Origin of the sequence: Alteromonas sp. CyTr2, assembly GCF_947311905.1 — a bacterium.
GTDB lineage: Bacteria > Pseudomonadota > Gammaproteobacteria > Enterobacterales > Alteromonadaceae > Alteromonas > Alteromonas macleodii.
The window spans coordinates 23,450-45,496 of sequence record NZ_CAMZMZ010000002.1 but is presented as its reverse complement, the minus strand read 5'-3'; the positions used below and the strand labels follow the sequence as shown (position 1 = coordinate 45,496).

Below are 22,047 nucleotides of genomic sequence, written 5' to 3'. Positions count from 1 at the left end.
TCCACATAATAAAGCTGGAGCGGACATGTAGTGCGGTAGTACGCCCAGTAAAATATGGAGATTGAGTACCATGAAACTCACGAAAATTGCTGCCCTGATGGGTGGTGTTATTCTCGTTACTGCCTGCGGCGAGAAAAGCTCTACCAACGTAACCCTCCCCCCCGACCCAGCACTTACTGGCGTATTTGTTGATAGCCCCGTTGAAGGAATCAATTATTCCTCTGCTTCTGTGGAAAACGGTACCACTAATGCGCAGGGTGAATACTCTTACTTCAGAGGCGAACAGCTCGCTTTCAGCATTGGTCAGCTGACGTTTCCAGAAACACCAGCATCGAGCGTTATCTCTCCTCTTGACCTGTTCGCAACTGACAACCCTTTTAACCAGTCGGTCGTAAACACGCTTCGACTTTTACAATCTCTTGATACCGATGGCGACCCAAGTAACGGTATATCGCTAAGCGCCAGTGCTGGCGATGTGGCGGTAGCTACGCTAGACGAAGGGCAAACCATTGAAGACTTCTTTAATCAATCTGATGCAGATTTTGCAGCCGATGTAGAGGTGTGGCTTGGTTCTGCTGGCGGAGCCAGTGCTACGCTTGTGGATAAAGCACAGGCTATCAGCCATTTCGTAAATTACCTTGAAGCCGAATTAGGTACGCTGTTCCCTAACACCTTTGATGTAACCCGCTTCACAGGCGACATTTACGCACCAACACTGGAAGGCAGAAGTGTATCTCAAGCCACTTACACCTTTACGCCAGACGACGAAACGAACTTGTCAGGTACATTCGTAAGAGTGCACGGTGAGGAAAGCACAACGGGTAGCTATGAATTCTCTTTTGGACGAAAAGTCATAGCCCTTAGCTACGGTGAGCAAACTGAGTATCTTATTTCCCGTGCTTTCAACACGGTTAACGAAGTATACAGCCTGTGCGTGATATCCCCAGATAACGCTCAGTCTATGCCGTTAGTGCTGCATGTTGAAAGCTGTCTTGCCAACGAAGACCCGCAAAACTACCTGTTTGCTTTTACCCAGGAACAAGCAGATGTTGAACTGGCAAAGTTAGAGGAAGCAGCGAACTCTATCCAGGCAGCGCTTGAAGAGAATTTTGATACCGACACCGATACGTTTTTCTCATCGTCGTACAAGCGTTTAAGTGAAGAGCCAGATGCTGGCGCGCTTTATTATGTAACAGGTGGCAGCCCACTAGTCGATGCCACCACAGGTCAACTTACCCTTGAAGGCGATCGATTCAGCATAGGTAATGCTGCAGCCAACCCAGGTGCCAATACGTCGGCATCAGATACGGTAGGCATGGGTATTTATAACCTTAGTGAAGGTTTTACCATTAGCTTCGACGTTATTTCTCATAATGGCGGCGGTACATTCAGCCTTTATGTAGATAACAACACCACAGGGCAAGATAACTCTGTACACGGTGCTGCTTCTAAGTTTGTAAGCGAAGGATTAGCGGACGGCACAATGGTACCCGGCACACGCTTTACCTACACCTATGAGCCGGGTGACGATATTGGTGGCGGCGATCCTAGTGCACCTGACGCGAAAATTCTCGATAGCTCGGTAACTAATAGTTTCTTCCAATTGCGCACAGATTCGAGTGCCACTATCACTATCGATAACTTAAAAATTGAGACGGTAGCTGACGCAGTTGACCCAGTGCCTCCGGTTGAGCCTGAGCCTACCGAGCCTGAAGAACCCGAAGTCATTCCAAGCGTACCGCTGCCGCTTTCCTATACCTTTGCAGGCGAAAGCGAGGATATTTTCTCGACAAATTTTGCCGCGATTGAAAATGCAGCGGGTGAGCAAGTCGCCATGTTTACCATTACCGGTGGCTCGGTAACGCAAATTGACACTGGTATTCAGCTTGACGGCGGACGCTTTACCCTTGGTAATACTGAACCTGATACCCAAAGCTCGTCTGACGATACATCATCAACCGGTGCACTGGATTTGAGCCGTCCTTACAATGTTATCTTTGATGTCATTTCTGCTGAAGATTCCGAAGGCGACAACAAATTCCAGATTTACGTGGATAACAATACTTCTGGCAGCGCCAACTCACACCTAGGTTCAGATTCTCGTTTCTTTAATGAGCCTGTGCTCGATTTAGTACCGGGAACCACCATGACAGTAGAAGGACAGATAGCAACGCCTAACTCGTACCTTCAATTTAGAACGGAAAGTGGCTCTATTGTGGTCATCGACAATATTCGCATTGAATATATTGATGAAAACACCCTGTTAGAGGAGACGTTTGAAACAGACGCTGACACCTTCTTCAGCCCTGAATACAAGTCGACCGATGGTGGTGCGACACCGTTTTATAGCGTAACGGGCGGCGGCTCAGGTTTAGTGATTTCCGAAGGCCAACTAGCCATCGACAGTGCACGCTTTACCATGGGCAACAGTACCCCTGATACAGACACAACCGCTGATGACACTGTAACCACAGGTATATTAGATTTAAGCCGTGAATATACCATTAGTATGGATATCATTGCCGTTGAAGACAGTGAAGGCGACAATAACTTCCAGATATATGTAGATAACAACACCAGCAGTAGCAGCAAATCGATACATGGTGGCGACTCTAAATTCTACAGCGAGCTGGTTAATAACCTTGTGCCAGGACAACGCCTAACTATCGATGGATTTATTGGTACACCCACCTCGTTCCTACAGCTTCGTACTGAAAGTGGCGGCAAAGTGGTTATCGATAACTTTGTTATATCGTATGTGGGTGAAGCGCCAGATGACAGCAAGTTTAGCTGTGAAAATGAACCACAGCTTTACTTCTGTGACGACTTTGCATCGGGCTCTTTAGATAACTTCACGCTTATTTCAGACGACGCAGGCTCAAACGGCCCACAAGGCACGTTTGATGTTGTAGAAGATGACGGCAACAAAGTGATGCGCTACACCGCTGGCGGTGAAGGTGGCGAAATTTTCTTGGTTAAAGAGTCGGCGCTAAGCAACCTTCCAGAAAATGGAAATTACTTTGTTGAAGCGCGCATTCGTCCAAGACAAAACAGCACCACGCGAAACAAACAGATCTTCCTTCTAGGTCGTTATGATAGCGCTGGAAACTGGTACGGCGGTGGTTTGAATGTACAAAACTCATCAAGCAGTACACAAGTGGAAGTAGCGGTAAGTACCGAAGGTAGTATTTCTCGCCCTGTCCAAGCTAAGTCACCTATTGTACTGGGTGAAAAAGACGGTACAGACGGCACGTGGTATCGCGTACGTTTTGAAATGGAAAACGAGAAACTCACCGTTTATTTAGACGGCGAGAACATGGGTACTGCAGAAGATACAACCTATAGCGCAGCGGGACTGATTGGCCTCTTCACTAATAACCGTTCGTTCGAGCTGGACGATTTAAAAGTAGGTGACCCCGCTGTTAAACCAGTTCAACTTACTCTGGATTTCAAAGAAACAGAGTGGGAGACCACCACCAGTAGCGATCCGTTATTCGTTTACGTTACCGCAGTACAAAACGACGGTATAACTGAAGACACGTTTACCGTAACCAGCAGTGATGCGAGTGTGGTCAGCGTAGAGCAGCAAGGTCCACAAGTTACCATTACCCCTCGCGCTGCCGGCAGCGCAATGGTAACTTTTACTTCTGGCTCTGACCCTACGTTAAGCAAACACATTGCCGTTAATGTTGGCGAAGGCTTCACAATGCCTACCGCCACCTATGGCGACTTATTCCCGGATACCACACCGTATTCGGGCAATAACAATGCGTATCCCGATACCCTACTCTCGTTAACCTTCGACAGCGAACCCACCTTAGGAAGTAGCGGTGAAGTACGCATTTACAATGCGACAGACGACACCCTGGTAGACGTTATCAATATTGCAGCTGATGAAGACTTTATTGGCTTTGAAGGCCAAGACAGACAGCGCAAAGTGGCTTACCGCCCAGCATCAGTTGTAGGCAACAAATTAGTGATTAAGCCTCATACAAATGCCCTTCAATATGGTCAGTCGTATTACGTAGCCATTAGCGATGGTACGGTAACCGGCGCAACGCTAAATGGTGAAAGCTTTAGTGGTATTGGCAAGAGTGCGAACTGGCGCTTTGCAACAAGAGCCGCTGCACCTTCTGGCGCGAATGTTACCGTAGATGATGACGGCGAAGCGGATTTCCGCACGGTGCAAGGTGCGCTTAATTACGTGATGCAAAACGTAAGTAGCGATACGCCATCTCGCATTACGATTCGTGACGGCGAGTATCAGGAAATGCTGTTCCTTCGCGGTAACAACAATGTCACGCTTCAAGGCGAGAGCCGAGACAATACCGTGGTGTACTACGATAACTTTGAAAGCTTTAACAGCGGTAGTGGCAAGAGCGAAGCACCTGCGGCGGGCACGCCATCAGGCGGAAGAAGCGTATTTTTAGTGGAAGGCGTAGATAACCTGACGCTAACGAACTTCACTTTGAAAAACTCACACATCAGAAGCAACGACTACTCTAACCAAGCTGAGACGATTTACTTTAACAGTGATTCAGGTCGTCTAACTGCCGTTGATATGAACTTTGTGAGTGAACAAGATACGCTGCTGTTAAAAGGCTTTAGTTGGTTCTACAACTCATTGATTGCCGGCAACGTTGATTTCATTTGGGGTTACGTAAATACCGCACTGTTTGAAAACAGCGAAATTCGCACCATTGGCGACTCTAAAAATGGTAACCCTGACGAAGACACAGCGGGCGGCTACATTCTACAAGCTCGCGTACCTGATATTTCTTATAAAGGGTTTATCTTCTTAAACAGCAGCTTCACCAATGGCCCAGGCCCTATTGGTAACGGTGTACTCGACGACTCTACGTATATTGCAAGAAGTGGCGGCAGCGCGAGCTACTTCGACAATATTACGCTTATTAATAACCGTTTCGACACCCACATTGCCACTATCGGCTGGGCGGGCGAAGGAGTACGCGACCAACCTGCACCAAACCCTAGCCCTGCAACCGCAGCAGCTGGATGGCGTGAATACGGCAGCATGGATATGCAGGGTAACCCGCTTGATCTTTCAAGCCGTCAGTTTGCCCACATTCTTACCGACAGCGAAGTGACTGAACTTACCAGCAGAACGGCAATATTCTCTCACTTTAATAACGGCGAAGGCTGGGTGCCAAGCGAGCCTAACTTACCGAATGTAGCACCTGCTCCAACGCTTGATGCGTACGGTTTTGCGCAATACAACTATGCATTAACCGGCGGTGCTGGCGGTACAGTAGTCACCGTAGATAACGGCGCAGATCTGCAAGCGGCACTAGATAGCGCAGCGAACAGCAACACCCCAGTGACGGTTTATGTAGATGGCACCATTACCGACGCAAACAATGGCGGTACGGGCTCACCGATTGAAATAAAAGACATGAACGATGTGTCAATTATCGGGGTTGCAGACAGGGGCGAATTCGACGGCATTGGCATCTTAATTCGACGTGCAAATAACGTGATTATTCAAAACCTGAAAATCCACCACGTGCTTACTGATGGTAAAGACGCTATCTCTATTGAAGGTGATAACGACGGCTCTACCACCAGCAACATTTGGATTGACCACAATGAGCTTTATAGCACATTGTCTGTGGACAAGGATTTCTACGACGGATTAGTAGATAGTAAACGCGGCGCGAAAAACATCACTATCTCTTACAACTACCTTCATGATCATTGGAAAGCCTCGTTACACGGCCACACTGAGAATGATGTAGACAGTGACAATACCGAGCGTTTAATTACCTTCCACCACAACCGCTTTGAGAATATCGAATCACGTTTACCGTTATTCCGCTACGGTCACGGTCACTTGTATAACAACTATTATAATCAGATATCCTCTACGGCAATCAATTCAAGAATTGGTGCAGAGCTACAGGTAGAAAACAATGTGTTTGAGAACACGCAAAACCCAATTGTTTCCTTCTACTCAGACGTTATTGGATATTGGAACACGTCAGGCAACCTGTTTGGCGAAGGCGTAACTTGGACAACGCCAGCTGATGGTGACGTTGTAGCAGGACCTGATGCCACGCCAACATCCAGCTACGAAGTGCCGTACGACTACGTACTAGATGATGCCGACGTGGTTAAGCAGCGAGTTATCAACTACTCGGGCGTAGGTAAAATTAACCAGAATGCCGATGACATTCCTCCGTTAAACTAACTCCCAAAAGAGTTAGCACAAACAAAAAGGCGCTGCTCTATAAGCAGCGCCTTTCTTTTTAAACCGGGTTCATAATTACCATTTACTTTTATTAAGTTTTTCCGTTAACGTAAACGTTGGATGAAATTCGGACAATAATAACGATGAAACGATTTTTTAAATGGATTGGTACTGGTTTACTGGTAATTGTATTGGCAGGCGGTACTTTTGCTGCGCACGAGTGGTATGCGGATAAACCTTTTTACTTTAATAACCTACTTAACCGAGAAATGGTGAAAGTAGCTTTTGATAGTCCTGAAACCTTAACCTCTCTCGGTTTTTTAGAATCAATGGGCATTAAAGGCCACAACGCCGAGCTTGATGACGTTAGCCAAGAAAAAAATGAAGCCTTGTTTGTAAAAGCCCATGATATACGAGAAAAAGTTTTAGCGTATGACGACGAAGATTTAAACGACGATGAGCAGCTTTCAAAAGAAATCACGCTGTACTTGCTTGATTATCTCATTAGTAACGAGCCGTTTCAGTATCACAGCTACCCAGTAAACCAGCTTTTCGGTGTACAAAACGGGTTTCCAAGCTTTATGGAAGGTCAGCATCAGGTTAATGATGCTACCGACGTAGAGAACTATTTAAGCCGTTTGCGTGCCGTAGACGAGAAATTCGCGCAAGTACTTGAAGGGCTTAAGCTTCGTGAAGAAAAAGGCATTATCCCTCCGCGCTTCGTGATAGACCGCGTACTAGATGAAATGAATGGCTTTATATCTTCGCCAATAGAAGAGAATATTCTTTACAGCTCACTGAAAGAAAAGATGTCTAAGGCTGAAGAAATCTCTGCGGAACAGCAAGACGCATTTTTAGCTGAAGCTCAAACAGTCATAGGTGATGACGTTGACCGCGCCTACCAGCTATTTATAGATTACTTCACCACGCTTCAAGCCAAAGCTGGCAATGACCACGGCTACTGGCATTTACCTGACGGCGACAAAGTGTACGCCAATGCGCTGCGTTTTTTCACTACCACCGATATGACTGCCGATGAAATTCACAACCTAGGCTTAAAAGAGGTAGCAAGAATTCAGGGCGAAATGTTGACTATTCTTGCTGGTGAAGGCTACGACGTAACTCAGGGCTTCTCTAGCGCGATGGACGCGTTAGCCGCCGATCCTTCTCACTATTACGAAGACAGTGATGAAGGCCGCGAGCAAATTCTAAAAGATTACCAAACCATACTCGATGAGATTGATGCAGGTATAAGTGATGTATTTAGAATTCGCCCCGAGGCCGGCATGGAAGTGGTACGTATTCCGGAGTTTAAAGAGAAAACTGCACCTGGCGCCTACTACCAGCAACCCGCTATTGATGGCTCTCGTCCGGGACGATTTTATGCCAACTTATATGATATTAAAGCAACCCCTAAGTACAGTATGCGTACATTGGCCTATCACGAAGGCATTCCGGGCCATCATTTCCAGGTAGCCTTGGCGATGGAACTGGAAGGCATGCCCTTTATTCGCAAAATGTCGCCTTTTACTGCCTACACCGAGGGCTGGGCTTTATATTCAGAATACTTAGCATGGGAGATGGGCTTTCAAGATAAACCTCTAGATAACTTGGGGCGCCTTCAAGCTGAACTATTCAGAGCAGTACGCTTAGTGGTAGATACGGGTATTCACGATAAACGTTGGACCCGTGAAGAGGCAATTGACTATATGGTACGCAACACAGGTATGGCGCTTAGCGACGTTACATCTGAAATTGAGCGCTATATTGTTATGCCGGGTCAGGCCACCTCTTACAAAGTGGGCATGATTAAGATTTTAGGAATTCGTGAGAAAGCGAAACAAGAATTAGGCGATAAGTTCGACTTACGTGATTTCCATGACGTGGTACTTAAAAACGGTGCGGTGCCACTTGCCATTCTTGAAGAATTGGTGGACGAGTATATTGCAGAAAAACAAGGCGCATAGCCTGTTACGCTCTAGGTTTGTCACACAAACAAAAAAAGCGCTGCTCTATGAGCAGCGCCTTTCTTTTAAGCGTTAAGCTTGGGGGATGATTACATCATGCCGCCCATTCCGCCCATGCCGCCCATATCAGGCATTGCTGGTGCGTCTTCTTTAGGTAGTTCAGCTACCATTGCTTCAGTTGTGATCATTAGTGAAGCAATTGAAGATGCGAACTGTAGTGCAGAGCGCGTTACTTTAGTTGGGTCAAGAATACCCATCTCTAGCATGTCGCCGTAAGTATCGTTACCTGCGTTGTAACCGTAGTTACCTTCGCCGTTCTTCACTTCGTTAACTACTACAGATGCTTCTGCACCTGAGTTGATAGAGATTTGACGTAGAGGCGCTTCCATTGCACGTAGTGCAAGCTTAATACCTACTGTTTGGTCGTCGTTGTCGCCAGTAAGGTCAGCAAGTTTAGCTGCTGCGCGAACTAGTGCTACACCACCACCAGGTACCACACCTTCTTCAACCGCTGCGCGAGTTGCGTGTAGTGCATCTTCTACGCGGTCTTTCTTCTCTTTCATTTCAACTTCAGTTGCTGCACCAACTTTAATTACTGCAACACCGCCAGAAAGCTTAGCTAGACGCTCTTGAAGCTTCTCTTTGTCGTAGTCTGACGTAGAGTCTTCAATTTGACCTTTGATTTGAGCACAACGGCCTTCAATCGCTTCTTGGTCGCCGTTACCGTCAACAACTGTTGTGTTGTCTTTGTTGATAACTACGCGCTTAGCAGTCCCTAGGTCTTCAAGCTGAACTTTTTCAAGGTCTAGACCAATTTCTTCAGAGATTACTGTACCGCCAGTTAGGATAGCGATGTCTTGAAGCATTGCTTTACGACGGTCACCGAAACCTGGTGCTTTAACCGCTGCAACTTTAACAATACCGCGCATGTTATTAACTACTAGTGTAGCAAGCGCTTCGCCTTCAACATCTTCAGCGATGATCATTAGCGGCTTACCAGCTTTCGCTACGCCTTCAAGGGTAGGAAGTAGTTCGCGGATGTTAGAAATCTTCTTATCAACCAATAGGATGAACGGGTTGTCTAGTTCAACAGTACCGTTTTCTTGGTTGTTGATGAAGTATGGAGATAGGTAACCGCGGTCGAACTGCATACCTTCAACAACGTCTAGTTCGTTTTGAAGTGCCTGACCTTCTTCTACAGTGATAACACCTTCTTTACCTACTTTTTCCATTGCCTGAGCAATGATGTCGCCAACTTCTGAATCAGAGTTTGCAGAGATAGTACCTACTTGAGCGATAGACTTGCTGTCTGCACAGTCAGTAGACAGAGCTTTAAGCTCTTCAACTGCTGCCGCAACTGCTTTGTCGATACCGCGCTTAAGATCCATTGGGTTCATACCCGCTGCAACGCTCTTAAGACCTTCAGTAACGATTGCTTGAGCAAGTACAGTAGCCGTAGTTGTACCGTCACCTGCTTCGTCATTCGCTTTAGACGCAACTTCTTTTACCATCTGCGCGCCCATGTTCTCGAACTTGTCTTCAAGCTCGATTTCTTTCGCTACAGACACACCATCTTTAGTGATAGTAGGTGCACCGAAAGACTTGTCTAGAACAACGTTACGGCCTTTTGGACCTAGTGTTACTTTAACTGCGTTAGCTAGTGTGTTTACGCCTTTTAGCATTTTGCTGCGAGCGTCATCACCAAAACGTACTTCTTTAGCTGCCATGATTAAATTCCTCTAAAATTCGTTTTAACGTTAGTTGTAATTACTCAACAATCGCTAGAATGTCGCTTTCGCTTAGGATTAGTACTTCTTCACCATCCAGCTTTTCTGTTTTAACGCCGTAACCGTCGTTGAAAATAACGGTGTCGCCTACTTTAACGTCTAGCGCTTTAACTTCGCCGTTCTCAAGAATGCGACCGTTACCTACTGCGATTACTTCGCCGCGTGTAGATTTTTCTGCTGCAGAACCAGTCAGAACGATACCGCCTGCAGATTTGCTTTCTTGCTCTGCGCGCTTAAGGATTACGCGGTCGTGTAAAGGACGAATTGCCATTTTCAAGTCTCCTGAAAATTTCACTATTCAAATGAATGTAATTGTCGACATTCAGACAATCTAAATGCCGTGTGTTTAAGGTTGCTCATTGCTGAGCAGTTAAAATCGTTTCTGCACGGATAGATGGGGTAGTACCCAGATAACTTCAAGGGTTTTTAAGCAAAAAAATGTAAAAAATTTGGTTTTTTCGCTAAATACTTCTTTTTATTGGGCAAGTAAACGCCGTTTATCGCGGTAAACGGCGCTCATAACCTGATGGAGAGGGCGTTGGGGCTCGCTATTTTAAGCGCTTATCTGGGTCGTTAGTGGTGTGATCGGTGTACTCACCTTCAAACACATCACCATCGCTATTATGTGAGCGTGAACGCTGGTCGAAAGGACTTTGCCCAAACGGTGACTGACCCTGTCCGAAGCCTGCAGTTCCCGGCCCCATACCCGGAGCGACAACACGCATTTTCATGTGCTTACTGACCTGAGCAGCAAAGAAGTGACGAGAGCCTGGCATTGCCAATAAGAAGCCGAAAATATCGGTAATAAAGCCTGGCGTCACAAGTAAAACACCCGCAACCACCAGCATCAAGCCTTCAACTAGTTCTTTTCCTGGCACTTCATTTCGCTGCATTTTTTCTTGTGCAGTTTGCAGTGTACTCACGCCTTCGCGTTTAACAAAGTAAGCACCAATAAAGGCAGAAAGAAGTACCAAGCCAACGGTATTCCAACCACCGATCACGCTGCCCACATTTATCAGCAACGCAATCTCTAAAATAGGTAATAGGGCAAACAGTATAAATAAAACCCGCAAAATGCTTCCTCTTTCATGTATTCATAACCTGTTATAGGGTCTTTGTACGTAATAACAAGAAAAGGTGCCCACCCTTTCGCTTAAATAGCCACTTAAAGCGACCGATAACGACCGTGATATACTGTAGCTATGAAAGAATAGTGCGACTTTTCAGGTCAATTACATATCGACCCATTAGCAAAGTAACAAGCGCGAAATAAAGTAGGAAAAGTTCATGACAATTAAGCTTGTATTGTGCACCACGCCCGATGAAAAGACAGCGCAGTTAATTGCCAGCACGCTCGTTGAAGAAAAGCTTGCCGCCTGCGTCAACATAATCAAGGGTATAGAGTCCGTTTATGAGTGGCAGGGGAAGGTGGAAACCGACGTAGAATGCCAACTGCTTATTAAAACGAACACACAACACGTTTTACAGGCCTTCGATAGAGTAAGCGAACTACATCCGTATGATGTCCCTGAATGGTTAGAACTTAATGCTGAGGCTAGCAGCGCTTACGGTCAGTGGTTACAAACCACGCTACAGCGCTAGTTAAAACGTAATTCTAATAAAAATAACGACAACGCAAAATAGATAAAAATGAACTGTAACTTTATGACTTTACCTCCTTTCTCATCAGGCAATGCATCAGCTTCGCTGTTCCAGCGCTTTACTGCTTATGTTCTCTCAGCGTTTTGTTTAATGACGTTATTAAGCACGTTCGCCTCGGCTCAGGTGCCCAATGCCTTTGACGATCCGTTCGTGGATGAACCCCAATTTTTAGATGTAGACCAAGCGTTTGCGTTCGATTTTAACCAAAAAGGCGACGCGCTTACGGTAAGTTTCGATATTGCGGAAGGCTATTATCTGTATCTAAAGCAGTTTAAGTTTGTGGCGAAACAAGCCGAAATTGGCGAGCCTGAGTACCCAAATGGGGTAATGATTCAGGATGAGTTTTTTGGCGAGTCTGAAGTGTTTTATAACGGCGTATCTATTACCTTACCCATTGAGTCAGCACTCAGTGACGGCGTAGTTAAAATTCGCTATCAAGGCTGCGCTGACGCAGGGCTTTGCTACCCGCCCACAGTGAAAGTCGTGTATTTAAATGAAGTGGGAAGCAGTGCAGTTGCTGATACAGATACGACCTCAAATTCAAATGACGCAGCGGCCTCTTCTCAAAGCGAGCAGTTCGATTTAGCGCAAAGGCTAATCGATAAAGATAACCTTACTCTCACTTTAGCTCTGTTTTTTGCGCTAGGTGTCGGCTTAGCTTTTACGCCTTGCGTATTTCCTATGTACCCCATTGTGTCGGGCATTGTGATTGGTCAGGGCAAACCTAAAACCGCATCGCATTCATTCTGGCTGACCTTTGTTTATGTTCAAGGTATGGCGATTACATACTCGTTGCTTGGGTTGGTTGTCGCTGTGGCAGGGGCGCAGTTTCAGGCTGCGCTGCAACACCCTGTGGTGCTGGGCCTATTCATTGTGCTATTTGTGGCGCTTGCCGTTGCCCTGTTTGGTGGCTTTGAAATTCAGCTACCGGCAAAGTATCAAGAAAAGCTCACTCACATGAGTAACAATCAAACGCCCGGCAGTTTCGCAGGGGTGTTTATTATGGGCGTATTGTCTGGCCTTATCGCTTCGCCCTGCACTACTGCCCCGCTAACTGGCATATTGTTATTCATCGCCCAAACTGGCGATATGACGCTAGGTTTTGTTTCGCTTTACTTATTAAGCATTGGTATGGGCGTTCCACTTATTCTGTTCGGCATGACAGGTGGAAAACTCCTACCTAAAGCAGGTAACTGGATGAATGTGGTTAAGGTGACTTTCGGCTTTATGATGCTTGCCGTGGCCATTGTGTTTATTGAGCGTTTATATAATAGCCCAGCCACTGGCTTCCTATGGGGATTGCTTGGCTTCGGTTTATTCGGTTACTACTGGGTACTCAATCGCGCCAGCAAAAACTCACTGATGAAGCTTGTACGTGCTGTTGTGGTGGCAATAGGCATTATGGGAAGTGCTGGCCTTACTTATCAAGCAGGGCTAAACACAGGGCTTTGGGGCGAACATGCTGATGGTGTTCACGCAGGGCATCCAGACTTTGTTGTTGCGCGAGACTTGGCAGACTTACGTAATAAAATAGCGGCGGCTAACGCACAAGGTAAAACCGTAATGGTCGATTTGTACGCCGACTGGTGCGTAGCCTGTAAGGAATTTGAAAAGTACACCTTCCCAGACGAGCAAGTGATATCTGCGCTTAGCAATACAGTATGGATGCAAATGGATCTTACCGATAACACACCAGAACGTCAGGAGATTTTTGACACCTTCACTGTGCTAGGCCTGCCAACCATTTTGTTCTTTGACAAAAACGGCGACGAGCTAACCAAGGCCCGTGTCACCGGGTTTATGAAAGCAGACGCCTTTGCCGGTCACGTAAACGAGTGGCTTAACAATGGGTCTAACACTAATGACGGTCAAAGTGGTCGCTTGGACTAAGGCGCGTCGATTCGAGGACTTTCCTCTTCTCATATGGCGAGCGGTGCGAAGCGCCGCTCTCTTTATCTTGGGTAGAAACGGGTTTCAGAAAAGAAGGGTGGCTTCAATGCTGGCCTTCTTTTTTATTTCGCTCACTTTTTCCCTATCAATAACGGCGAAAACCACGGGGTGCTTTGATAACAAACGCTTTTGTTTTGAGCTTACGCCTTCGTCTTCTTCTCTTTATTTAGTCTCAGTACAGAGAAAAGTAGAATTGCCCGTAGCGCTAACTCTCTATTCCAATGTTATGCGAGACATTCCCACAGGCAATGGGGAGCTTAAATCAAAAGCCCACGTTAACGCATTTTTAGATACCAATGACCAAGTGCCCCTTGGCGTAGTAAAAAATGCCGACGCATTCTGGCCATCTATGCGCGTTAAATGGACGGTGGGGCGCGTAGACGCGATACACGACAACGCCTATACGTATCTGCCACCGCTACAACCAGCTAGCAAATACCGTATTGTGCAAGGCTTTAACGGCAATTTTAGTCATTCTGGTGCGTCAAGGTATGCTCTCGATTTTGCCGCGCCTGTAGGTACACCTATTTTAGCCGCCCGGGAAGGCGTAGTGATCGACACGAAAGATGACGGCACGAAAGGCGGGCCAACGCCGAAGTTTGCAAAATACGCTAACTACGTTGTTATTCTTCATAGCGACGGAACCACCGGCGAATACTACCACCTGAAATATAAAGGTGTAGTAGTAACAAGAGGGCAAACTGTAAAGCGCGGGCAGCTTATCGGTTATACCGGCAATACGGGGTTTTCTTCCTTACCCCACCTTCACTTTGGCATATATGTAGCCAAATTCCATGGTAAGTACGTGAGTGTGCCGTTTTCCCTCGACAGCGCCCTAACTAAGGCCTCGCCTTAGAATTTATAGCAATACATACTGATACTTTTCGTTAAAACTACCATCTCATCCCCCACTAACGCCTTCTGAGAGTGCAGCATGCTGCGGTTTCACAGGCAGCAAATAAGCAAACTTTCCAATAAACTTTGCGCCGAAAACACCTGATTAGACCAGTATTTTGCTGCGAAATCTTTATCTATCACTATAATCAGCATTTAACACAATAAACGAACAAATTAATTGGCTTTTTTTCGTGCAACTGTCACAAAAGTTTGTTGAAATGGCAATAACCGTGACTTTTTCCCGAAGATAGCAGCAAACTAGATGAATATTTTGTTATTGAACGGCCCTAACCTGAATATGTTAGGCCAAAGAGAACCCGACAAATACGGCACACAAACCTTGCAAGACATCGTAGATGATTTGCAGGCGCAGGCTGCGTCAAGCAACGTGACCTTAACGCATTTTCAGTCAAACGCTGAGTTTGAACTGATTGATCGCGTGCACGCTGCTATGGGTACTGTTGATGCCATTATTATTAATCCTGCTGCCTTCACGCACACCAGCGTCGCCCTTCGCGATGCATTATTAAGTGTCAATATCCCGTTTATTGAAGTGCATTTGTCGAACGTTCACGCCCGTGAACCGTTTCGTCATCATTCCTATTTTTCTGATGTTGCAGCTGGCGTCATTGTTGGCCTTGGTGCCATGGGCTACTCGCTCGCGCTAACTGCAGCAATCAACTTACCGAAATCGCATAAATAAAGCAGAGACAGAACATGGATATTAGAAAGATTAAAAAACTCATCGAACTAGTGGAAGAATCTGGCATTGCCGAGCTAGAAATCACTGAAGGCGAAGAGTCTGTACGCATCCACCGTGGCCCAACGGGTGTTCAAGCGCCAATGAACTACAGCTTTGCAGCACCAGCTGCACCGCAAATGGCACCTGCTCCAGCGGCGGCCGCTACCACTGCTTCTGAAGCACCAGCAGAGCCAGCTCAGCCAGAAGGTCACGTTGTTAAGTCTCCAATGGTAGGTACGTTCTACCGTGCATCTTCACCAACGGCAAAAGCATTTGCAGAAGTGGGTCAGCAAGTGAAAGTTGGCGACACGCTTTGTATCGTTGAAGCGATGAAGATGATGAACCAAATTGAAGCAGATAAAGCCGGTGTGGTTAAGGCAATCTTGGTTGAAAACCAAGACCCTGTAGAATTTGACCAGCCAATGTTCATCATTGAATAAGCGAGTGCTTAACTATGCTAGATAAAGTACTTATTGCTAACCGTGGTGAGATTGCCCTGCGTATTTTGAGAGCCTGTAAAGAACTAGGCATCAAAACCGTAGCGGTACACTCTACTGCGGATAAAAACTTGAAGCACGTGTTGCTGGCTGACGAATCGATTTGTATTGGTAAAGCATCGGCAACCGAAAGCTACCTGAACATTCCTCGCATTATTGCTGCTGCAGAAGTCACTAACTCTATTGCAATTCACCCAGGTTACGGTTTCCTAGCGGAAAACGCAGACTTTGCTGAAGCGGTAGAAAAAAGCGGCTTTATTTTCATTGGCCCTAAAGCTGAAACTATCAACCTTATGGGTGACAAAGTTTCTGCTATCAACGCCATGAAAAAAGCAGGCGTACCGTGTGTACCCGGTTCCGACGGCCCGCTAACTGACGACGTAGAGCGCAACAAAGCCATTGCTAAGCGCATTGGTTACCCAATCATCGTTAAAGCTGCGGGCGGCGGCGGTGGTCGTGGTATGCGCGTGGTGCGCAGCGAAGCTGAGTTGATTAAAGCCATTGAAACAACGCAAGCAGAAGCTGGCGCTGCATTTGGTAACTCAACGGTTTACATGGAAAAATTCCTTGAGAACCCACGTCACGTTGAAATTCAGGTATTAGCCGATGGCCAAGGTAACGCCATTCACTTAGGTGAGCGTGACTGTTCAATGCAACGTCGCCACCAAAAAGTGGTTGAAGAAGCGCCTGCACCGGGTATTTCTGAGCAAATGCGCACCAAGATTGGCGATCGCTGCCGCAAAGCCTGTATTGAAATTGGCTACCGCGGAGCAGGTACTTTCGAGTTCCTATATGAAAACGGTGAATTCTATTTCATTGAAATGAATACCCGTATTCAGGTAGAGCACCCTGTATCTGAAATGATCACAGGCGTTGACCTTATTAAAGAGCAGCTTCGCATTGCAGCCGGTCAGCCACTATCAATTGATCAGTCGCAAATTCAAATTCGTGGCCACGCTATTGAATGTCGAATTAACGCAGAAGATCCACAAACCTTTATTCCTAGCCCTGGTCCTATTGATATGTTCCATGCGCCAGGTGGTTTAGGTATTCGTTGGGAGTCGCATATTTACGCGGGCTACCACGTGCCCCCTTATTACGACTCAATGATTGGTAAGCTTATCACTTATGGTGAAAGCCGCGACGAAGCGATTGCTCGTATGCGCCACGCCCTTGAAGAGATTGTGGTTGAAGGAATTAAAACGAATATCCCTCTTCAGCGCGCCATTATGGCCGATGAAAACTTCTTCGCGGGTGGAACCAACATCCACTACCTAGAGAAGAAGCTAGGCTTAGCCTAATCCCCCCCTTTGGGCTACACGCTGTTTTTTGTGTAGCCCAATTTTCTTTATTCGCTATTCGCTATTCGCTATTCGCTATTCGCTATTCGCTATTCGCTATTCAGCACATTCTAATTTTCCGATTACTACAATCAATTTTTAACGATTTTCCTATTTAAAAACTGGTTCTATACTGCATACAAGTTTTAAGACATCTCCCTGAGTTTTAATGCTTTTGTGTGTTTTACCCTCATTGGAGTCCCACTCCACTTATTGCCGGCATCCCTGCCGGCTTTTTTTTGTATTTTTTTCCTTAAACCGCTATTCGTTGCGCTAATTACGTTATTCGTTGCGCTAATTAATTAGATTTAATGTATAAACTACTTAATCATGTTGTTTAGGGTTAAACAGGTGCGAAATTCTTTTTTGTTTATTTTACCGCTGATAGCCATTGCAGGAACTAACGCGCAGGCAGAACAAATAGCGCCCACCTTCTCACAGAAGCTAGATATTCAGGTTCGTTACGATAATCGTTCCAACCGCCCAAGCCGCGAACAATATCGACTGCGTTACTATCCCTCTCTTGCCATTACTTCTGCGTGGTCAGTAAACAGCTTTGTGGTGACTGGCGATGACTTTTCATCAAGCCACAATACATTCGGCAGCGACAACACTGATTATCTCTACGCAAGGCGACTATACTTAAGGCATGAAACCGATTCGGGGAAAACTGAGTTAGGCGTTATTCCAACTTACAAAGGGCGTGTTTCTTCCACCGGCTTGTCGAAAGATGGTTGGATAACGGGGGTACGTCACGTGAGGCAATTGCAAAACGACACCGCCATTGAAATAGTCGTTGGTCAACTTGCAAATGCTGAAGCATCTGAAGCCTTTAGTATTGGCGGAGAGGATGAGTATTTCGAAATTGAATATTCGGCCAAGATGGGACAACGACATAGCTACGAAGCCAGTTTTGAAAGAATGCTGAACGGTACGTTTGCCCGGGCAGAATATCGATTACGTATTAATGAACAAGATACCGCGTTCATTGAATTAGTGCAGCGTACTGATGAAAGTGCTGCGAAAGTTGTAGTGGGCACCAGCGGCGAATTCGCTGCAAGCGCTTTTAACACATCATATCCTATCGAATATTTTGCTTACTATTCCTATATAGACAGTAGTTTTGGTGAGCGCGCTGAATTAATTGAAGACTTCCTAGGGACAGGTCACGGCGGCTCTCTGGAATTTAGTGGCGTGCTATCTAAGAAGCATGATGTTGAATGGTTTATAAGAGCTGATGTGGTAGATAGTGTCAGTCGATTACTGGCAGGAGTAAAACTCTCCTTCGATAGTTGAATGAAACAAAGCGCCTACACCACATAAAAAAGGCCCATCAAACGATGGGCCAAACAGCAAGAACGCGTACACACTTTAACAGTGCATAATAAGTTACGGCTTGTCGCCATTGTGAGTTCAGTTACCGCAGATTACGTATTTTTAATCTTAACAACTTTCAACGATATTTAGGTTTTATTACAATTTGGCGGTGTTGATAGGAATTATCTTCATTTTATTTCAAGGTTTTACCCGTTAAGAAAAGGTGTTTTTGTGCCAAGCCGCTACGCTCAGTTCAAAGAAAAACTTCCCATTTCTCGACTCTCAGATGAAGCGCTTCTAGCGTTTCGTGTCCTCTTTGATGATCCCCTAGATATAGTAGACTTAGCTCAGGATATATCTGACTTAACGCTCTACCCTGAACGCCTGAAAGACAGTTACAGGAAAGAATGGGAAGCGTACGTGATCAAGGCGCTGGCCTTTGAAATAAGGCAGCATAATGACCTTTCACCAGCAGAATTCATTGAATTAATGATGAAAAAAGTGGAAGCCGTTCAGCAAAGTGATGAAACCTATCAGAATTTACTGCGCCAAGTCCATCACGCAAAAAGCATTACCCAATCTAGTAATACCATCATATTCCCTACGCCGTTACGTCAGCAGCTAACCGCATTCCTCTTACCGATAACAACAATGACGCATCCTAAGAAGTAATGTAGTGCAGCCTTCGCTAAAGGGGCTCTACAGACCCCACGCGCTGATTGGGTACACTACTTATTGGCACTTTTGTATTTATACTGTGAAGGACAATACCCTCTGTCTACACCTTCAGGTCGCAAGCTAGCGTGCTTTGTTTTTCTGCCCGATACACGCTCTCGCCAGTTTTTGAAAGTTTTCTGTTTGAGGTTTTTGCGCATAAGCTTTATTACGTCTTTTTCTGGCAGCCCGTATAAACGCTCAATGGCTTCAAACGGCGTGCGGTCTTCCCACGCCATTTCAATTATTCGTGATTCTTGTTCTTCAGTTAATGCCATCTCTTACTTCTCAATATGCATTTTTAACCCTTTAGATACTAAGCTAACGCGCATTTTGTTCAGTACACCAGTCTAAAATAACACGAGGACAATTACGTATTTGACGAAATACCCACCAGCTCATCGTCTTTTTCAAACGCTAGCTTTAACAACTCGGCAGCGGCTTTGGCATCGCTCAGCGCACGGTGATGCTGCTCCATATCGATGTGAAAGTGCCGGGTCAGGTTTGCCAAGGAGTAGGATGGTAGCCCCGGATAAGTGCGGCGCATTTCGCGCACGGTGCACATTTTCGGTCGCCTAAAAGTTTGCTCTAATCTTGCGAACTCTTGCTTAATGAACCCATAGTCGAAATTCACGTTATGCGCGACAAACACAGCATCTTCGGTGAAGCTGGCCACGTGCTCCGCTACTTCAGCAAAAAGCGGAGCATCTGCCACCATGTCATCCGAAATTCCAGTAAGGCGGGTAATGTTGCTAGGAATTCGGCGCTGCGGATTTAACAGGGTTTGAAACCTGTCCACCTCTTTCCCACCAACAAGTTTTACCATACCTATTTCGGTAATCCGGTTGTAGCTGCTGTTTCCCCCAGTGGTCTCTATATCTACCACAACATAAGGCTGTGCTGGGTCGCGTATCCATTTCACTGTTGTTACCGCAACGTCAAATCCAGCTTGCTGCAAACGTTGAATTGAAACCAGCTGATTTCGGCGAAGCTGATCGCCAGGCGCTTTGATTTCTTCAAAGCGAAGTGCGCCGTCAAATACCATGATATCGGGGAAGCCATCTCGGAGGCTCTCAAAGTCTTTGCACATCATGCGAAGTAAAGCATAAATAGAATCTAGCGAACCATGCTCAATTAGCGCTTCTATAGGCGTAAGCAAATGACTAGACCACATAAACAGGCTATTAACTTTGCCATAGTGCATCGTGGCCATTTTGTGAATGTGAAAACGCAGTTTTTCTTTGCTATCAAGCGCCTGTAACAACGCTTCAATACTGTGTTCAAACTTGGCGTAAAAGTTATTCTGTTTAAGCGATAACGGTCTGCGATCAAACTCAGTAACCAGCGTGTCTTCTTCGTAAAGTTGCTTCCAAAAGGTAAGGCCGAACAAAGTGCGCCATAATCGGTTTTCCGTGCGCCAGCCTTCAATGCCGTGCCTTGCATAATGCGCCAGCACACCACGCTCAACCTGTTGGTTTTGGCTTACGTCGATTTCCAAAGTTCGACTCGCATTACGAAGCATATCGGTAACCGTACTGGTGCGCTTTTTATGGTATTTGCGGGCGTAAAAATCTTCTGCAAAAGCTAACAGTGTATCCGATGGCGGATTATCAATTATTTCTTCAAGTGCTTGCTTAACGCCATCTTCATCTCCGTCTTTGTAGCTCTCTCTTAGCCACTTCTCTTTTGCCTTATCGCTTTGCGCCGCTTTCAATACTTCTAGCCCTTTCGCTCTATCAAACATCAGCACTTTTAGACCTAGTGCATAGAGAAACTGGTCGCGATAAAAACAGGCCGACACACCTTCTGTAATGGGCAGTTCACCTTCGGCAATGGCAAGCAACATATCATCGTTATAAAAAGCTAACTGGCTGTAATGGTTAGCGTAAAACCATGACGCTTGGGCGTCGCTTTTAGTTTCAAAACGCGCCGTATCCGTTACGGAATCAGAACGGGTTCTCATTACGCCTAAATCGCGCATAGAAAACTGATTTAGACGGCTTTTGGTGTTACCAAAATAGATAAACAGCAAATAGCGAAGTGCATCGTCGAACAAGCACACTAAGTAGTTATCTAGCGAAAAGCGCTCTGGCCAGCCTCTAGCTTCGATATGTTCATTAAGCAACGTCACGAGTTTAGGCTTGGTGAGAGATGCGAGCCCCTGAATACTGCCGTATTCAGCAAGTAGCTCAAGCAGAGCATCTTTGGTCAAGACACCAGCGATGTCATTAAGCGAAGCGTGGGTAAGGTCACCAAACCAGCCGTTGTCGGTAAGCCAATCTATTTGCTCTTGTGGCACAGCGATTTCGCTATAATTGAACTGCGTCCTGTCAATCACTGCATACTTGCGATTTGCAGCGCGCACAACAATACACTGTTTGTCATCGTCTAACGCTTTAAAACGCCTAACAAAGTCAGTGGCTTCGTCACTTAGAAGCGCCCTGCTAGCACCCTCAAAGAACCCAAGGAACTCGTGAAAGTGTGTAAGGTAATAACGTGGCGGTAAATCTTTTCGCATGAGGTATCTTTGGCTATGAAAACACCAATAGTGTATATTTATACAGCCACGCGAATCAAATTAAATCCTCCGCGATTGGGTATCACATCTGCTCTGCTAATAGTGCACAGCGTGTACTTTTACACGCGTACGCGCTGTTTAGACACCCAATGAAAGAACGAAGAAAGCTGCGCATCTGCCAATAAACGCTGCAAATTGAAGTAGTGTTTGGCCAACGTCATCTCATCATAAAATCGATGTATACCGCTGTGACATTGTCTGCAAATGTAAATGCCGTCCTGAAGCTCCGCTTTGCTAAAGTGCTTTTTAAAATAGGTACGCCTGTGCATTTTTCGCGGTATAAGATGATGGTAAGTAAGGCGAGTTTCTCTATTACAGCACGGGCATTGACCGACTTTATTTGCCACAAGGTCACCTTTTTCGTCTATCACATCTATTATTTGTGCAC

General features: G+C 46.0%; 16 protein-coding genes. 10 read left to right on the top strand and 6 right to left on the bottom strand.

Annotated elements, in window-relative coordinates; translation table 11 throughout:
• The first annotated feature begins 70 nt into the window (after nucleotides 1-70).
• The gene (locus QME20_RS01640; RefSeq protein ID WP_281715317.1) at nucleotides 71-6,208 is read left to right on the top strand and encodes a pectinesterase family protein; all 6,138 of its coding nucleotides are present in this window, start codon (nucleotides 71-73) and stop codon (nucleotides 6,206-6,208) included.
• A 143-nt stretch (nucleotides 6,209-6,351) separates the two neighbouring features.
• Nucleotides 6,352-8,175 (top strand): DUF885 domain-containing protein, encoded by a 1,824-nt coding sequence (locus QME20_RS01635; RefSeq protein WP_281715316.1) that lies wholly within the window; start codon nucleotides 6,352-6,354, stop codon nucleotides 8,173-8,175.
• Between the two features lie 89 nt (nucleotides 8,176-8,264).
• On the opposite strand, the gene groL is transcribed toward QME20_RS01635, so the two are convergent.
• The 3 genes from groL to QME20_RS01620 all read right to left on the bottom strand — a co-directional run bounded on the left by groL (nucleotide 8,265) and on the right by QME20_RS01620 (nucleotide 11,035).
• Complete coding sequence (gene groL / locus QME20_RS01630) at nucleotides 8,265-9,902, bottom strand: chaperonin GroEL (protein ID WP_014951270.1); 1,638 nt, start codon at nucleotides 9,900-9,902, stop codon at nucleotides 8,265-8,267.
• Between the two features lie 40 nt (nucleotides 9,903-9,942).
• Nucleotides 9,943-10,233, bottom strand: a complete 291-nt coding sequence (locus QME20_RS01625) for a co-chaperone GroES (RefSeq protein WP_012520088.1) — start codon at nucleotides 10,231-10,233, stop codon at nucleotides 9,943-9,945.
• A gap of 277 nt (nucleotides 10,234-10,510) precedes the next feature.
• Entirely contained in the window at nucleotides 10,511-11,035 is a 525-nt protein-coding gene (locus QME20_RS01620; RefSeq protein ID WP_049585508.1) for an FxsA family protein, read from the bottom strand.
• 214 nt (nucleotides 11,036-11,249) lie between these two features.
• On the opposite strand from QME20_RS01620, the gene cutA reads away from it, so the two are divergent.
• The 8 genes from cutA (at nucleotide 11,250) to QME20_RS01580 (ending at nucleotide 19,039) form a co-directional block, all read left to right on the top strand.
• On the top strand, nucleotides 11,250-11,564 hold the full coding sequence (gene cutA / locus QME20_RS01615; protein WP_039228986.1) for a divalent-cation tolerance protein CutA: 315 nt from the start codon (nucleotides 11,250-11,252) through the stop codon (nucleotides 11,562-11,564).
• Nucleotides 11,565-11,627: 63 nt separating this feature from the next.
• Entirely contained in the window at nucleotides 11,628-13,514 is a 1,887-nt protein-coding gene (locus tag QME20_RS01610) for a protein-disulfide reductase DsbD (RefSeq protein WP_281715315.1), read from the top strand.
• Between the two features lie 106 nt (nucleotides 13,515-13,620).
• On the top strand, nucleotides 13,621-14,430 hold the full coding sequence (locus tag QME20_RS01605) for a M23 family metallopeptidase (RefSeq protein ID WP_281715314.1): 810 nt from the start codon (nucleotides 13,621-13,623) through the stop codon (nucleotides 14,428-14,430).
• 303 nt (nucleotides 14,431-14,733) lie between these two features.
• Entirely contained in the window at nucleotides 14,734-15,174 is a 441-nt protein-coding gene (gene aroQ / locus QME20_RS01600; protein WP_014951275.1) for a type II 3-dehydroquinate dehydratase, read from the top strand.
• Between the two features lie 14 nt (nucleotides 15,175-15,188).
• The gene (accB, locus tag QME20_RS01595; RefSeq protein WP_014951276.1) at nucleotides 15,189-15,653 is read left to right on the top strand and encodes an acetyl-CoA carboxylase biotin carboxyl carrier protein; all 465 of its coding nucleotides are present in this window, start codon (nucleotides 15,189-15,191) and stop codon (nucleotides 15,651-15,653) included.
• 14 nt (nucleotides 15,654-15,667) lie between these two features.
• Nucleotides 15,668-17,011, top strand: coding sequence for an acetyl-CoA carboxylase biotin carboxylase subunit (accC, locus tag QME20_RS01590; protein ID WP_039228980.1), 1,344 nt, complete (start codon nucleotides 15,668-15,670; stop codon nucleotides 17,009-17,011).
• 390 nt (nucleotides 17,012-17,401) lie between these two features.
• A complete protein-coding gene (locus QME20_RS01585; protein WP_281715313.1) occupies nucleotides 17,402-18,346 on the top strand; it encodes a hypothetical protein in 945 nt (314 codons plus the stop codon).
• Nucleotides 18,347-18,598: 252 nt separating this feature from the next.
• On the top strand, nucleotides 18,599-19,039 hold the full coding sequence (locus tag QME20_RS01580) for a hypothetical protein (RefSeq protein WP_076011918.1): 441 nt from the start codon (nucleotides 18,599-18,601) through the stop codon (nucleotides 19,037-19,039).
• A 56-nt stretch (nucleotides 19,040-19,095) separates the two neighbouring features.
• On the opposite strand, the gene QME20_RS01575 is transcribed toward QME20_RS01580, so the two are convergent.
• The 3 genes from QME20_RS01575 to QME20_RS01565 form a co-directional block, all read right to left on the bottom strand.
• Entirely contained in the window at nucleotides 19,096-19,359 is a 264-nt protein-coding gene (locus QME20_RS01575; protein WP_015000000.1) for a TIGR03643 family protein, read from the bottom strand.
• Nucleotides 19,360-19,451: 92 nt separating this feature from the next.
• Nucleotides 19,452-21,599, bottom strand: coding sequence for an exonuclease domain-containing protein (locus QME20_RS01570; protein WP_281715312.1), 2,148 nt, complete (start codon nucleotides 21,597-21,599; stop codon nucleotides 19,452-19,454).
• A 119-nt stretch (nucleotides 21,600-21,718) separates the two neighbouring features.
• Nucleotides 21,719-22,006 (bottom strand): hypothetical protein, encoded by a 288-nt coding sequence (locus tag QME20_RS01565; RefSeq protein ID WP_230598863.1) that lies wholly within the window; start codon nucleotides 22,004-22,006, stop codon nucleotides 21,719-21,721.
• Between the last annotated feature and the right edge of the window lie 41 nt (nucleotides 22,007-22,047).

What these genes read in the sequence shown, in the direction of transcription:
- QME20_RS01570 (WP_281715312.1), bottom strand. Translation starts at nt 21,599, where the DNA reads ATGCGAAAAGATTTACCGCCACGTTATTACCTTACACACTTTCACGAG.
- accC (WP_039228980.1), top strand. Translation starts at nt 15,668, where the DNA reads ATGCTAGATAAAGTACTTATTGCTAACCGTGGTGAGATTGCCCTGCGT.
- groL (WP_014951270.1), bottom strand. Translation starts at nt 9,902, where the DNA reads ATGGCAGCTAAAGAAGTACGTTTTGGTGATGACGCTCGCAGCAAAATG.
- QME20_RS01625 (WP_012520088.1), bottom strand. Translation starts at nt 10,233, where the DNA reads ATGGCAATTCGTCCTTTACACGACCGCGTAATCCTTAAGCGCGCAGAG.
- QME20_RS01635 (WP_281715316.1), top strand. Translation starts at nt 6,352, where the DNA reads ATGAAACGATTTTTTAAATGGATTGGTACTGGTTTACTGGTAATTGTA.
- QME20_RS01605 (WP_281715314.1), top strand. Translation starts at nt 13,621, where the DNA reads ATGCTGGCCTTCTTTTTTATTTCGCTCACTTTTTCCCTATCAATAACG.
- QME20_RS01575 (WP_015000000.1), bottom strand. Translation starts at nt 19,359, where the DNA reads ATGGCATTAACTGAAGAACAAGAATCACGAATAATTGAAATGGCGTGG.
- cutA (WP_039228986.1), top strand. Translation starts at nt 11,250, where the DNA reads ATGACAATTAAGCTTGTATTGTGCACCACGCCCGATGAAAAGACAGCG.
- aroQ (WP_014951275.1), top strand. Translation starts at nt 14,734, where the DNA reads ATGAATATTTTGTTATTGAACGGCCCTAACCTGAATATGTTAGGCCAA.
- QME20_RS01640 (WP_281715317.1), top strand. Translation starts at nt 71, where the DNA reads ATGAAACTCACGAAAATTGCTGCCCTGATGGGTGGTGTTATTCTCGTT.
- QME20_RS01610 (WP_281715315.1), top strand. Translation starts at nt 11,628, where the DNA reads ATGACTTTACCTCCTTTCTCATCAGGCAATGCATCAGCTTCGCTGTTC.
- accB (WP_014951276.1), top strand. Translation starts at nt 15,189, where the DNA reads ATGGATATTAGAAAGATTAAAAAACTCATCGAACTAGTGGAAGAATCT.